13 protein-coding genes are annotated in these 14,082 nt (G+C 63.6%); 4 read left to right on the top strand and 9 right to left on the bottom strand.

All coding sequences use genetic code 11. The annotated features are described in order from the left end of the window. Window positions 1–8: 8 nt before the first annotated feature. From EP165_RS12005 to EP165_RS11985, 5 genes are read right to left on the bottom strand one after another with little or no spacing between them, the layout of a single operon-like run. Window positions 9–932: a hypothetical protein gene (locus tag EP165_RS12005; RefSeq protein WP_164743022.1), complete on the bottom strand. Its 924-nt coding sequence runs from the start codon at window positions 930–932 to the stop codon at window positions 9–11. Window positions 933–945: 13 nt separating this feature from the next. Continuing rightward, entirely contained in the window at window positions 946–1,464 is a 519-nt protein-coding gene (locus EP165_RS12000) for a winged helix DNA-binding protein (RefSeq protein WP_127522853.1), read from the bottom strand. Between the two features lie 21 nt (window positions 1,465–1,485). After that, the gene (locus tag EP165_RS11995) at window positions 1,486–2,793 is read right to left on the bottom strand and encodes a TRAP transporter large permease (protein WP_127522851.1); all 1,308 of its coding nucleotides are present in this window, start codon (window positions 2,791–2,793) and stop codon (window positions 1,486–1,488) included. Between the two features lie 3 nt (window positions 2,794–2,796). Beyond that, entirely contained in the window at window positions 2,797–3,330 is a 534-nt protein-coding gene (locus EP165_RS11990; protein ID WP_127522849.1) for a TRAP transporter small permease, read from the bottom strand. A 60-nt stretch (window positions 3,331–3,390) separates the two neighbouring features. Further along, a complete protein-coding gene (locus EP165_RS11985; RefSeq protein ID WP_127522847.1) occupies window positions 3,391–4,371 on the bottom strand; it encodes a TRAP transporter substrate-binding protein in 981 nt (326 codons plus the stop codon). Between the two features lie 139 nt (window positions 4,372–4,510). On the opposite strand from EP165_RS11985, the gene EP165_RS11980 reads away from it, so the two are divergent. After that, a complete protein-coding gene (locus tag EP165_RS11980; RefSeq protein ID WP_127522845.1) occupies window positions 4,511–8,164 on the top strand; it encodes a hydantoinase B/oxoprolinase family protein in 3,654 nt (1,217 codons plus the stop codon). 13 nt (window positions 8,165–8,177) lie between these two features. Here EP165_RS11980 and EP165_RS11975 read toward each other — a convergent pair whose 3' ends face one another. From EP165_RS11975 to EP165_RS11965, 3 genes are all read right to left on the bottom strand, one after another. Beyond that, a complete protein-coding gene (locus EP165_RS11975) occupies window positions 8,178–8,567 on the bottom strand; it encodes a cupin domain-containing protein (RefSeq protein ID WP_127522843.1) in 390 nt (129 codons plus the stop codon). A 134-nt stretch (window positions 8,568–8,701) separates the two neighbouring features. Then, on the bottom strand, window positions 8,702–9,190 hold the full coding sequence (locus tag EP165_RS11970; RefSeq protein WP_127522841.1) for an SRPBCC domain-containing protein: 489 nt from the start codon (window positions 9,188–9,190) through the stop codon (window positions 8,702–8,704). Continuing rightward, window positions 9,180–9,521, bottom strand: a complete 342-nt coding sequence (locus EP165_RS11965; RefSeq protein ID WP_127522839.1) for an ArsR/SmtB family transcription factor — start codon at window positions 9,519–9,521, stop codon at window positions 9,180–9,182. Before EP165_RS11965 ends, EP165_RS11970 begins: the two co-directional genes overlap by 11 nt. A 189-nt stretch (window positions 9,522–9,710) precedes the next feature. Between EP165_RS11965 and EP165_RS11960 the strand changes: the two genes are divergently transcribed. Both EP165_RS11960 and EP165_RS11955 read left to right on the top strand, forming a co-directional pair. Further along, window positions 9,711–10,958 carry a BtaA family protein gene (locus EP165_RS11960; RefSeq protein WP_127522837.1) on the top strand — a complete coding sequence of 416 codons (1,248 nt, stop codon included), beginning with the start codon at window positions 9,711–9,713 and terminating at the stop codon, window positions 10,956–10,958. Then, window positions 10,955–11,629: a class I SAM-dependent methyltransferase gene (locus EP165_RS11955; protein WP_127522835.1), complete on the top strand. Its 675-nt coding sequence runs from the start codon at window positions 10,955–10,957 to the stop codon at window positions 11,627–11,629. Before EP165_RS11960 ends, EP165_RS11955 begins: the two co-directional genes overlap by 4 nt. Here the strand turns inward: EP165_RS11955 and EP165_RS11950 are convergent. Next, window positions 11,626–13,011, bottom strand: a complete 1,386-nt coding sequence (locus tag EP165_RS11950; RefSeq protein ID WP_127522833.1) for a serine hydrolase domain-containing protein — start codon at window positions 13,009–13,011, stop codon at window positions 11,626–11,628. The two genes, EP165_RS11955 and EP165_RS11950, sit on opposite strands and share 4 nt — an antisense overlap. A 185-nt stretch (window positions 13,012–13,196) precedes the next feature. On the opposite strand from EP165_RS11950, the gene EP165_RS11945 reads away from it, so the two are divergent. Beyond that, window positions 13,197–14,009, top strand: coding sequence for a glycoside hydrolase family 25 protein (locus EP165_RS11945; RefSeq protein ID WP_127522831.1), 813 nt, complete (start codon window positions 13,197–13,199; stop codon window positions 14,007–14,009). Window positions 14,010–14,082: the final 73 nt, after the last annotated feature.

Genomic DNA, 14,082 nt, shown 5'->3' with positions numbered 1-14,082 from the left:
GTGTCCGCTCAGACGGTTTTGCGCTTGTAGAACCAACCGAGCAGCGCCGGCGTCAGGTACATCGGGATCTGATAGCAGCCGACGAACAGCAGCACGGGGTCGATGACCTGTTGCGGCAGAACTGTCAGAAACAGCGCGATATTGCGGTTTCCAGCCACGATACCTAGTGCCGCCGCGTCGGCGGTCCAGCGCGCGCGCCGGCAAACGAGCGCGGCCACGATCTGCAGGCCGAGATTGGCGGCCATTACCGCCGCCAGCATCGCAACAAGCCTCAGCGGTTCGCCGGTGAGTGCCGGGCCGACTGCCGACATCAGCCCGACGACGACCACGCCCATGACGATTGCCGACAGCCCGTCGATAGCCTGCAATGTCGGAACCGGGGGATGACGCATTACGGTCGCGCGCAGGCCGAACCCGGCACAGGCGGCGACCGCGATCAGCGCCAGCAGGATCGCCGCGGCCCCCAGCACCTCCTTCGCCCCCCCAAGGCCGGGCCAGAGCCAGAAAACCGGAATGACGGTGAGCGGCAGCATTGCCGTGCCGATCACCAGCTGCCGCAGCGCCGCCGAGGGCTCGTTGCCGGTCATGATCGTCAGATTGGGACTGCCCGATACGGGTGCGGCCGCAAGCATCAGGATCAGCCCCAGCGCGACCGGGCCGGTAAAGCCGGTTGCTAGAAAAACCAGGATCGCGGCCACCGGCATCGCCAGCTGAAAAACGAATGCCAGCATGACCGATCGGCCGAGATCGCGGATCGAGCCGGCAGCCTGGCGCGGCCCGACCCGAAGTGCGGCCAGAAACAACAGCACCCCGACCATCGCGCCGATATGGGGTTTCAGTGCATCGGCAAGCGCGGGAAGCGCAATTCCGGCCGCAAGACCCAGGACTAGCAGCGCCTTGCCATGCCTGGCGGCAAGCTGAAGAAGGCGCATCGTCACAACTCCGTCAGAGCGAGGCGGCGGCTCGCGCTGCCTGATCGTAGTGCCCCGACAATGCGCGCAGCATCGCCGCGACCGTGGAGGTCACCTTGGGGTCGAGGCCGAGCCCGCGCACCGATTCCACCAGCAGTTCTTCGCGGATCTCGCGGTAGCGCATACAGGTCTCGACGCCCTTTTCCGTTGTGCCAATCAGCTTTTCCTTGCCCGAGCGGGTGCCTTTCAACAGTCCCCGTTTCTCCAGCTTCTTGATCGCGTAGATCACCACATGCGTGTCCTCGATGCCGAGCACGATGCACAGATCGGAGATGCGCTTCGGTCGGCCGCGATGGTTGGCCGAGTGCAACACCAGCACGTCGATTGCCGTCAGGCCCGGTTCGCCCGCCGCGGTCATGCAGTGAACCATCCAGCGCTCGAACGCGTGCCCGGACAGGATCAGCCCGAACTCCAGCTCCGACAACGCCGGTAGTGCGCTGTCGGCCAGATGCGCGGACGACACGATCGGCCCGAACTGTTTCTTTCCGTCCATGCGCCCTGTCTCCGTCAGATTTTAGAAGCCGCTGAACATCGTGCGGGGCAGCCACAATGCGATGTCCGGAAACGCCGCCAGCAGCGCCACCATCACCACCATCAGCAGGAAAAACGGCGTCGTTGCGCGTGCGATATCGAAGAGGTTGCGCCCCGTCAGCCCCTGAATGACGAACAGGTTGAAACCGACCGGCGGCGTGATCTGCGCCATCTCGACGACGATGACGAGATAGATGCCGAACCAGACGAGATCGAAGCCGGCCGCCGCAACCAGCGGCATGATCACGGCGGTCGTCAGAACCACCATCGAAATACCGTCGAGAAAACAGCCGAGCCCGATGAAAAGCAGTGTGAGAGCCGCCAGCAGCATCATCGGCGAGAGGCCGAGTTCGCCGATCCAGCTGGCCAGCTGTCGCGGCAGGCCGGTGAAGCCCATTGCGGTGGTAAGCACGGCCGCACCTGCAAGAATGAAGGCGATCATGCATGATGTGATCGTCGCCGCCATCAGCCCTTCCCTGAAGAGACGCCGGTCGAGCGCGCCTTGCAGCCGCGCCATCATCAGGCTGAGCGCGACGCCGACGACCGCCGCTTCAGTGGGCGAAGCCAGCCCCCCATAAATCGCACCGATAACGCCGGCGATCAGCAGGAACACCGGCAGCAGGCTGCGTACGGCCTTGAATTTCTCGCGCCAGGGCAGGCGTTGCTCCGCGGGCGGCATTTTCTTCGGGTTGAGCAGTGACCAGACGACGACATAGCCCATGAAAAGCACGGCCAGAACGATGCCCGGCACGACGCCGGCCACGAAAAGCCGCGCAATCGATTCCTCCACCGCCGCTCCATAAACGATCAGGATGATCGACGGCGGTATCAGGAGCCCGAGCGTGCCCGACCCGGCCAGGCTGCCGATGGCAAGGCGGTCGTCGTAGCCGCGCTTCTGAAGTTCCGGCAGCGATATCTTGCCGATGGTCGCCGTCGTCGCAGCGGACGAACCCGAAACCGCCGCGAACACCGCACAGCCAAGTACGTTCACATGCGTCAGCCGGCCGGGCAGCCGCCGAACGAACGGCGAAATGCCGGCGAACATGTCCTCCGACAGGCGCGACCGGAACAGGATTTCGCCCATCCAGATGAACATCGGCAGCGCCGTCAGATCCCATGAGGTCGACGCGCTCCAGAACGATGTCGCAAGCACCTGCGCCGCGGGTATGGCCGGCTTGGATGCCAGCGCCACAAGCGCCACAAGCGACAGCGAGAAAGCGACCCAAAGGCCGAGCGCCAGCGCGCCGAGCATGACGGCGACAAGCAGTGCGGAGAGTTCGAAAACGCCCATCGCCTATTGCTCCGGCCCGCTGCGCAGCACGATCTCGCCGCGCGCGACGCGGATCGTAATGTCGATCAGCGCAATCGTGAGGATGGCAAGTCCCAGCGTCATCACGCCTTGCGGCAGCGCCAGCGGCACTGGCACGACGCCGTAGGACACATCGTTGAAGGTGAAACTTTTCAGCGTCAGCCGCGCCAGCGCGACCGTGGCGTAGATGCCGATGATGCTCGCAGCCGCGCCTGCCAGAGTTTCGGTCCACCGCCGCGGCGTTGGCGCAAACCGGTCGACCAGCATGCCGACCCGGATATGCGCGAACGAGGTCAGCGTCTTGGCGAGCGCCAGAAAGCTGGCGGCTGCCAGCAGAAAACCGCAGATTTCGGCAATCGACGGAACCGCGAAACCGACCGATTCAAATCCCAGTATGCGCAGCCCGCCGTCGAGAAGGCGGGCCAGAACCTGGATCGCCACCAGACCGAATATCGCAAGCAGCGCGCAGGCCGCCGCATAACCGGAAAGATCGTAAAGCCTGTCGAGAAAACGTCTCATGCTGCCCTCCCCTCAGAAGTGCGGGCGGGGCATCCACTGCCCCGCCCGTTCAAGGAGACGTCAGTTCGACTGGTAGGCTTTCAGCAACTCCTCGCCCTCGGCGCCCGCCTTTGCCTTCCACTCTTCGGTCATCGTCTTGCCGATTTCGGCAAACTCGGCCTTGAGCGTGTCGGAAGGCATGACGACCGTGATGCCGTTATCGACCAGCACCTTGGTTTTTGCGGCGGTTTCTTCCTGCGACATTTCCCAGCCGCGCGTTTCGGCAGCAGCAGCCGCTTCGGTGATCGCCGCCTGCTCTTCAGCAGACAGGCCGTCGAAAGCAGCCTTGTTCACGATCACCATGTTGCGCGGCAGCCATGCCTGCGTGTCGTGATAATGGCTGAGGAAATCCCAGGCCTTGGAGTCGGCGCCGGTCGACGGCGAGGTGATCATGGCGTCGACACGGCCGGTCGCAAACGCGGTCGGAATGTCGGATGCCTCGATCTGCGTCGGCACCATGCCGGCAAGCTCGGCCACACGCTCGGTGCCGAGATTGTAGGCACGGAACTTCAGACCGGCGAGATCGGACAGAGAGTTCACTTCCTTCTTGGCGTAGATGCCCTGCGGCGGCCACGGCACCGAGAACAGAAGCTGCAGCCCCTGCTCGGCAAGCAGCTTTTCGAGGTGAGGTCGCTGCGCGTCGTAGAGCTTCTTGGAGCCCTCGTAGCTGGACGCGAGGAACGGCACGGAATCGACCCCGAAGATCGCGCTTTCGTTTTCAAGCCGCGACACCAGAAGTTCGCCAGCCGGCACGATGCCGTCGCGAACCGAGTTCTTGATTTCGGGGTGCTTGATCAGCGACTGGCCGGAGTGAACCGTGATCGTCAGGCTGCCGCCGGACTTCTCGCCGACCTCTTCGGCAAACTGCGCAATGTTGCGGGTGTGGAAATTGCCGTCGGGATACGGCGTCGGCAAATCCCAGCTGGTCTGCGCGAACGCGGCGCCTGCGAACGTGACGCCGGCGGCAATGACGCTGGATTTCAGAAATGCTCCGTATTTCATGTCATCTCACTCCCATTTCATCCTGTTTGGATGGGTCTCCTGCCCAGGCCGAAGCGCCTGTTGGCGTTCCGGAATTCGTTAACGTTGACATTTTATCGATAAATCGTCAATAAGATTTCCGACATCTGGGAGGACCGCAATGTCTGGCAACTGGGATTTCTGGATCGACCGGGGCGGCACATTCACCGACGTGATCGGCCGCGACCCACAGGGCGCCCTGCACGCCCGCAAGCTGCTTTCGGAAAACCCGGAAGCCTATCCCGACGCCGCCATTCAGGGCATTCGCGACCATCTGGGCATCGCTGCCGGCGATCCCATTCCCGCCGGTCTGGTCGGCGAGGTGAAGATGGGCACCACCGTCGCCACCAACGCGCTTCTGGAGCGCAAGGGCGACCGCGTTCTGCTGCTCATCACAAAGGGTTTTCGCGATGCGCTGAAGATCGCCTATCAGGCGCGGCCCGACATTTTCGCCAAGGAAATCATACTTCCTGAACAGCTCTATGAGCGCGTCGTCGAGGTCGAGGAGCGCGCGCGCGCTGACGGCACTGTCGAAACCGAGCTCGATCCGGCCTCGCTCGCAAGTCATCTGCAAGCTGCCCGCGAGGATGGCATCGACGCCGTCGCCATCGTTTTCATGCATGCCTGGAGCCACCCGGCGCATGAGCTTGCTGCTGAAAAGGCATGCCGGGATGCCGGCTTCGGCCAGATCTCCGTCAGCCACAAAACCTCGCCGCTGGTGAAGCTTGTCGGGCGCGGCGACACCACCGTGGTCGACGCTTATCTGTCGCCGATCCTGGCGCGTTATGTTGCGCGCGTGGCATCGGAGCTAGGCGCAGCCCCGATCTCCCCCCTTGAGGGGGAGATCAGCTCTTCCGACAACCCCCGCCTCATGTTCATGATGTCGTCTGGCGGCCTCACCGCCGCCGATCTGTTCCAGGGCAAGGATGCCATATTGTCCGGCCCTGCGGGCGGCGTGGTCGGCATGGCCGAGACGGCGCGCATTGCCGGCTTCGAACAGGTGATCGGCTTCGACATGGGCGGCACCTCTACCGACGTCACGCATTATGACGGCGACTATGAGCGCGCCTTCGACACGGAGGTCGCCGGCGTGCGCATCCGCGCACCCATGATGCGCATTCACACCGTCGCGGCGGGCGGCGGCTCGATCCTGCATTTCGAGGACGGCCGTTTCCAGGTCGGCCCTGATTCCGCGGGCGCCAACCCCGGCCCTGCGTGCTACCGGCGCGGCGGGCCGCTTGCCGTCACCGACGCCAATGTCATGCTCGGCAAGCTGCAGCCCGACTTCTTTCCGGCAATCTTCGGCCCCGGCCAGAATGAGCGCATCGATGCCGACGTGGTGCGCGCGCGCTTCGCCGAACTTGCCGCGCGTACCGGCGGCGAGCGCAGTGCCGAGCAAGTAGCGGAAGGCTTCGTCACCATCGCCGTTGAAAACATGGCGAACGCCATCAAGAAGATTTCGGTCCAGCGCGGCCATGACGTGACGGGCTACTTGCTCAATTGCTTTGGCGGCGCGGGCGGCCAACACGCCTGTCTGGTCGCCGATGCGCTCGGCATGGAATCCGTGCTCATTCACCCATTCTCGGGGCTGCTGTCCGCTTACGGCATCGGCCTGTCGACCGTCTTCGCCTCGCGGCAGCAGGGGCTGATGGAGCCGCTGGCGGAAAACACGCTGCCGGCGATCGAAAAGGTCGGCGAGACGCTGTCGAAGGAGATCGCGGAAGAGCTCGGCGCCCAGGGTGTCGCGCAGGCCGATATCGCATGGCGGCCGATGCTGCATATTCGTTATGGCGGTACAGATACCAGCCTGCCCGTCGATTTCAGCTCCGGCTCGCTGGCCGATGCGCGTAGGGCCTTCGAGGCGGCGCACAAGGCGCAGTTCGGCTTCATCTACGACAATAAGGAAATGATCGTGGAGGCCGTCGCTGTCGAAGGCAGCGACGCCCGCAGCCGCGGCCGCGACGAACCCGACAACGAACTTGCGGAAGGCTCGGCCGCGGCCGGCGAAACCCGACGCTTCTTTGCCGAGGGCGAATGGCATGACGCCGCTGTCTACCGCCGCGAAGGCATCGCGCCCGGCGAACGCATGTCCGGCCCCGCTTTGATTATCGAACAGCATCAGACCATCGTGGTCGAACCCGGCTGGCAGGCCGAGATCACGGTGAAGAACCACGTGCTTCTGCGTCGCGTCGAGCGCAAGGCACGGCAGGCCGCGCTCGGCACCGAGGCCGACCCCGTGATGCTCGAGGTCTTCAACAATCTCTTCATGTCGATCGCCGAGCAGATGGGCGTGACGCTGCAGAACACCGCCTATTCGGTGAACATCAAGGAGCGGCTGGATTTCTCCTGTGCGGTATTCGACCGCGATGGCGCGCTGGTTGCCAACGCGCCGCACATGCCGGTGCATCTGGGCTCCATGGACCGCTCGGTCGAAACGATCATCCGTCTCAACGAGGGCAACATCCATCCTGGCGACGTCTTCGCGCTGAATGCGCCCTACAATGGCGGCACGCATCTGCCGGACATCACCGTCGTTACGCCGGTGTTCTCGGACGACGAAAAGACGATCCTTTTCTGGTCGGCCTCGCGCGGCCACCATGCCGACGTTGGCGGAACGGCGCCCGGCTCCATGACCCCGCTTGCCACCACTGTGGACGAGGAAGGCGTGCTGTTCGACAATTTCCTGATCGTCGAAAAGGGCAAATTCCGCGAAGACGCGCTGCGCGACCTGCTGACAGACCACCCCTACCCGGCCCGCAACCCCGATCAGAATATCGCCGACCTCAAGGCGCAGATCGCGGCCAATGAAAAAGGCGTCGCGGAACTGAGGAAGATGGTCGCCCAGTTCGGGCTCGACGTGGTCGAGGCCTATATGGGCCACGTCCAGGACAACGCCGCTGAAAGCGTGCGACGCGTACTGGAGCGCCTGCCGGACAGCGCCCAGTACGAATACCCGACAGACACCGGCCAGGTGATCCGCGTCAAGATCACCGTAGATCGCGAAAAGCGCGAAGCTGCAGTGGATTTCACCGGCACGTCGCCGGTGATGAAAAACAACTTCAACGCGCCGGAGCCGGTGGCCCGCGCAGCAGTGCTTTATGCTTTCCGCGTCATGGTCGAGGGCTCGATCCCGATGAATGCAGGCTGCCTGCGGCCGATAAACATCATCATCCCCGAAGGCTGCATGCTGCGCCCCGCCTACCCGGCCGCCGTCGTGGCCGGCAATGTCGAGACCTCGCAGCACGTCACCAACGCACTGTTTGGCGCGATGGGCGCGCTCGCCAATTCGCAGGGTACGATGAACAATCTGACGTTCGGCAATGACGAATATCAGTATTACGAGACGATCTGCTCGGGCTCGCCGGCCGGCCGCATGAATGACGGCCGCGGTTTTGACGGGACGTCGGGCGTTCACGTCCACATGACCAATTCGCGGCTGACCGATCCGGAGATCCTCGAGCTGCGCTTCCCGGTCCTGCTGGAAGATTTCCACATCCGCGAGGAAACCGGCGGCAGGGGCAAGTGGAATGGCGGCAACGGCACGCGCCGCACGCTGCGCTTCCTTGAAAAAATGGATTGCGCCATCCTGTCGTCGCACCGGGCGGCACCGCCACGTGGTGTTGCAGGCGGCGGCGATGGCAAGGTCGGCACCACCCAAGTGCGCCGTAATGACGGTGCGGTGGAAACGCTGAAGGCCTGCGACCAGACAGTGTTGGAGGCCGGCGAAGCCGTCATCCTGACCACGCCGACCCCGGGCGGGTTCGGCCGAGCCTAGTTCGCAGCGGCCCTTACTCCAGGTTCGTCTGAATCCACTTCGGCGACATGTGGATGTCGACTGTCTGCAACCGGCCCGGGCCGAGGTTCTCGAACCGGTGCGGCAGGCCGGCCGGGCCGAGCACCGTCTCGCCGGCCTCGGCGTCGATGACTTCATCACCGACGAAGAACCGCGCCCGTCCCTCCTGAACGACGAACACTTCGTCATATGGGTGCACATGCAGCGGCGGCCCCACGCCGACCTCGTCATTGCCATAGGTGAGGATGGTCACGTTCGCACCTATTGCCTCGCCATTCACAGAACCGCGATACGGACCTGGCTGCGTTCCATCGAAGAGCCTCGCCTTGGCCGGCGGGCGGCCGTCGGGCGTAATGGTGGTGGGATCGAAGTCATGTCGGGACATGGGAAACCTCCAGATGTTGGGACGGCGGGCAAGCTTTGTTCGAGGACGGCTCGCCCGGCCGGTATCCGACATGCCGGACGGATTTTCCGCATCACGCGATCAGAAGCAGTTCGATCGGTGGATGCGCGCTCGGATCAGGCCGCAAGCTCGCCCTTGGCCATCAGTTCTTCCATACGCGCGTAGCTGTTTTCCATACCCTGATCCATACCCGTTGCGAGCATTGCTTCGCGGGTGGCAGCGTCCGGCAATGTCATCCGCATCGTCATCAGCGTGCCGGTGCCATCCGCCTCAAAACGCGTCTCGATATGATTGTCGGGGGTCGGGTCGGGCAAGTGCATGCGCTCGACATGTACGATGCGGCTGCTCTGCTCAACCTCCACGAATTCACCGGTGAGGTGGAAACCATTGCCCTTGCCGTCCGACCACTCGTAACGAATGCGCCCGCCTGGCTTCGGTTCGCAGACGCATACCGGCATCTGCCAGCCATCCGGCCCGAGCATCCATTTCTGGATGAGCCGCGGTTCGGTATGTGCCCGGAACACACTTTCAGGCGCGGCGGCAAAGCGCCGCTTTACGATGACATGCGTATCGCCTTCGGTCCTGAGTGTAAGCTTATTCGACATTCTTTTCTCCCTTGGGGTTCTCGAGTTCGGCCAGCACATTGTCGAGCCGGTCGAAGTTGCGTGACATCGCCTCCCTCAGCCAGCTCAGCCACTGGTCGATTTCAGCAATCGCGTCCGGTGCCAGGCGGCATGGCCTTTTTGTGCCTTCCGCCCGGCGGATAATCAGCCCTGCCCCCTCCAGCACCTTCAGATGCCTGGAAACTGCCGGCTGGCTCATCTCGAAAGGATCCGCCAGCTCCATCACCGTCGCCTCGCCAAGCGCCAGCCGGGCAAGGATCGCGCGCCTTGTCGGGTCGGCCAGAGCGGAAAACGCAGCGTTGAGATTCTTCATAACGAATCCTTTCTATAACAAACTTATTATATAGCAGTAATGTTATGGTCAAGCGGTGCGGCTGATCTTTTTCTGCTGACGGCCGACGGCGCACCCTCTGCCACGCGTCACATCCGGTCACCCCGCTGTCACCCGCATGTCATGCCCCGGCGCTAGCTGCATTCAACTTCGTTGAGAGGGCAGCGAATCATGACCGACCTTTCCGTTGATATCGGCCTGCGCAAAAACAGGCGCCTGGGCGAAGCGCTTTACCAGCACAACGCACTGTCCAAATCGGGTTTCTCGGAGCGGCTGTTCGCTTTCCTTTTCTCCGGCCTCGTTTATCCGCAGATCTGGGAAGACCCCGATGTCGACATGGCAGCGATGCGGCTTGATGCCAGCCACCGCGTGGTCACCATCGCATCCGGCGGCTGCAACATCCTCGCCTATCTCACCCGCTCGCCGGCGAAGATCGATGCCGTCGACCTCAACCCGCATCATATCGCCCTCAACAGGCTCAAGCTGGCGGCGCTTCAGCACATGCCGGGCTTCGACGAATTCGAGGCGCTGTTCGGCGGCGCCGGCGACCGCCGTTCGGCACGGCTTTATGATCGCCACGTGGCGCCGCATCTCGATGTCGCAACGCGATCTTATTGGGAAAGCCGCCGCTGGACCGGTCGTAGACGCGTTTCGGCGTTCAAAGGCAATTTCTACCAGACCGGCTTGCTCGGCGCCTGCATCCGCAGTGGCCACTGGATCGCCCGCCTGCATGGCGTCAACCCGGCCGAGATCATGGAAGCCAAGACCCTGCGCGACCAGCGCCACTTCTTCGAAGACCGGCTGCGCCCGCTTTTTCAGCGCCCCTTCATCCGCTGGGCAACCAGTCGCCGCGCCTCGCTCTACGGGCTGGGCATCCCGCCGCAGCAATATGATGCGCTGATCGGCACCGAAGGCCATTCGATGGCCGAGGTGATCTCGCGCCGTCTGGAAAAACTCGCCTGCGATTTCCCGCTGCGCAAAAACTATTTCGCCTGGCAGGCCTTCGCGCGCCGCTACGCCAGACCCGGCGAAGGCGACCGCCCGGCCTATTTGGAACCGCGGAACTTCGAAACGATCCGCGCCGGGGTGAGCCGTGTCAAAATCCACCATGCCAACTTTGCCGAACTGCTGCGTGTCCGCCAGGCAGGCACCGTCGACCGTTTTGTACTGCTCGACGCCCAGGACTGGATGACCGACCGGCAGTTGGAGGAGCTTTGGCGCGAGATCACCCGCACCGCAGCGCCCGGCGCGCGCGTCATCTTCCGCACCGCCGACGAGCCGTCTCTGCTGCCCGGCCGCGTGCCAGCGACGATCCTCGACAAATGGCGCTACGAGGCGGACGAGTCCGCCCTCCACACCGCCAGCGACCGCTCGGCGATCTATGGCGGCTTCCACCTCTACGTGCTGCGCGACGCATGAGCCTGACAGACGCACCATCCGGTCACGCCGCGCTGATGGACGGCGTCTACCGCAATCAGCGTCACATCTACGATTTGACGCGCAAATATTACCTGCTTGGCCGCGACCGGCTGATTGCGGAGCTCGATGTTCCGGCCGGTGGCAGCGTACTGGAAATCGGCTGCGGCACCGGGCGCAATATGCTCAGGGCGATGAATCAGTTTCCCAACGGTCGCTATTACGGCCTTGATATTTCCGAGGAAATGCTAGCCACCGCGCGTGCATCTCTGGAGCGCCATGGGCCTTCTTCGCCGGTCAAGCTGGCCGCGGCCGATGCAACCGCGTTCGACGCCCACGCGCTGTTCGGCGTCGAAAAATTCGACCGCGTCTACATCTCCTATGCGCTTTCCATGATCCCGGATTGGCGGCTCGCGCTGGCCCGCGCGGCAGATTGTATTGCCGAAGGCGGATCGCTGCATGTCGTCGATTTCGGCCAGCAGGAGCGCCTGCCCGGCTGGTTCCGCGCAGTGCTGCAAAGCTGGCTGGCAAAGTTCCATGTCGAGCCACGCGCGGAACTTTTCAGCACCATGAACGACGAAGCCGTCCGCATCGCCGGACGGGCGCACTGTAGGCCGCTCTATCGTGGCTATACCTGGTATGCCGTGCTCACGCGCGCGGCGCACACACCCTAGTCGAGCGCCTCCACCAGCGCCTGCACCATGGCCTGCGGTTTGTAGCCGCGATTGGCCGGTGTCAGCCCCAGGCGCACGACCACCAGCCCCCTGGACGGGATAATCGTCGTGGTCTGTCCGTCATGGCCGAGCATCCAGTAGGCGTCGTCCGGCAGCGTGAACCCGGTATCGGAATGCTGATCCTCCGGCGTTGTCCCGCGCGGCCCATGCAACCACACCTGCCCGCGCCCGTAACCGCCCTCGGATGCCGGCGCCTCTTCATGCATCCATTCCACAAAGCCGGGCGGCAATACCAGTTGGCCGTTCCACACGCCGTTCTGCAGAAGGAACTGGCCGAAACGCGCCCAGTCATGTGCGTTGGCATATAGATAGGACGATCCGACATAGGTGCCGCGCGCATCCGTCTCCAGTACGGCACTTGTCATGCCGAGCCGCCCGAACAGCGCCTCGTGCGGCCAGCGAAGTGCGGCCTGCGGGTCCTCGAACGTGTTTTGCCAGATGCGCGAAAGCATCACGGCTGTGCCGCTCGAATAGTTGAAATGCTCGCCCACCGCCGCCACCATCGGCTTGTCGGACGCGAAAGCCGCCATGTCCGGCTCGAGATAGAGCATGCGTGTTACGTCGGCGACGTCGCCATAATCCTCGTTGAATTCGAGTCCGCTCGACATCGCCATGAGATCGGCAAGCGCGATCTCGTCCCTGTCGTCGCTGCTCCAGATTTCGAGCAGGCTACGCTCGGCCAGATCGAGATCGCCTGCATTGATCACCGTGCCGACGATCGCGGCATTCACGGTCTTGGTCATCGACCAGCCGACCAGCGGGGTTTCGGCGGTGACCCCCTCGCCATAACGTTCGCCGACAATACGCCCATTGTGCACCACCACCACCGCGCGCATGCCGGGGCCGGTCATCTGCGGATCGTCCAGAATGGCGTCGACCGCCGGGTTCTGCGACGGCTCGACACGATTGCCGAGCGGCCAAAGCGCAGCGAGCGGCGCGGGCCGGTCGATTTCAAGCGAAGCGGCTTTCGCGGCGGCAATGTCGCCATCGGGCGCGGCAGCGCAGCCAAGCCCCGCGCGATGCACCGAGGTCGCGGAGCCGAAAATCCCGAACAAAGCCGCCGAGACCGTTTCCGCCTCGCGATCCACGTCGATATCGATCAGCCGCAGGACCGGATGTCCCGGCGCCTGCACGTCATTCACCAGCACATCGTCGGCGTCGCGGCCCGCAACGAAAACGTTGGAGCAGACGATCTTCGACGCATAGCCCGTGCCCACAAGGATCAGCGCCGGCGGCGCGATGAACATCCATGCAGCGACGCCGACAACAGCGGCAACAACCAGGATAATCATCCATTTCAGGATCTTGGCGGCGATGCCCATGTCATTCTCCCTGCGCTGGCCGGAATCATGCCCCGCAATGCGTCGGATACCATTGGGCGGCGAAAGCCAAAAAGCAATCGCATTCGGGCATCCAAAGCCGCCGCTCGTGACTTCCTCGCCAACCCGCCCTATTTCGGACCACTGTGGCCGCTAGCCGATTCGGCGGCCAATGGGCGGAGGTGCATATGTGGAGAGGCAGAATTGCCGCTACCGCAATCGTTGCGGCAATCGCCGCCGCCTGCACCTCGTCCGGTTACGACATTTCCGATCTCGCGCCTCAGGCATCCGGCCGCACCTCGGCGCCGGTCGGCGGCCCGCGTTATGCCGACAACGACCCGCATGAATGGGCCGGCCGCACGCCCTGGACTTATGCCATACACGGCACCGACGTCGCCAAATACCAGAACGAGGTCGACTGGCGCGCCCTGCGCCGCAACGGCATTTCCTTCGCCTTCATCAAGGCCACCGAAGGCGGCGATCTCGTTGACGAGCGTTTTGCGCAAAACTGGCGTGGAGCAAAGGCGGCGGGCATCCCGCGCGGCGCCTATCATTTCTATTATTTCTGCCGCACGGCGCAGGAACAGGCCGCCTGGTTCATCCGCAACGTGCCGCGCGAGGCAGCTGCGCTGCCGCCGGTGCTCGACATGGAATGGAACCCGGCCTCGCCGACCTGCAGGCTGCGACCGCCGCCCGCCACGGTGCGGGCCGAGATGCGCACCTTCCTCAACATCGTCGAGCGTCACTACGGCAAGAAGCCGATCATCTACACCTCGATCGATTTCTACGAGGACAACGGGCTGGCGAGCTTCCACGGGTACCCGTGGTGGCTGCGCTCGGTCGCCGCCCACCCGATCGAGCGTTACGGCGGCCGCTCCTTCCTGTTCTGGCAATATACCGGCACAGGCGTGCTGCCCGGTGTGGAAGGCGACGTCGACATCAATGTCTTCCACGGCTCCGCCGGCGAATGGCGCGAATGGTTGCGCAACAACACCCGCTGACCGCGACTGGACCCATCACATGGTCATGCTAGGGTCAGCGTTGATTTGAATTGGTACCCGCACCCGAGAGGTT

The sequence above is a fragment of the Mesorhizobium sp. Z1-4 genome (genome assembly GCF_004000235.1).
In the GTDB taxonomy this organism is placed as follows: domain Bacteria; phylum Pseudomonadota; class Alphaproteobacteria; order Rhizobiales; family Rhizobiaceae; genus RCIO01.
The sequence above is the reverse complement of the archived record's forward strand: the minus strand, read 5'-3'. Positions and strand labels throughout refer to the sequence as shown.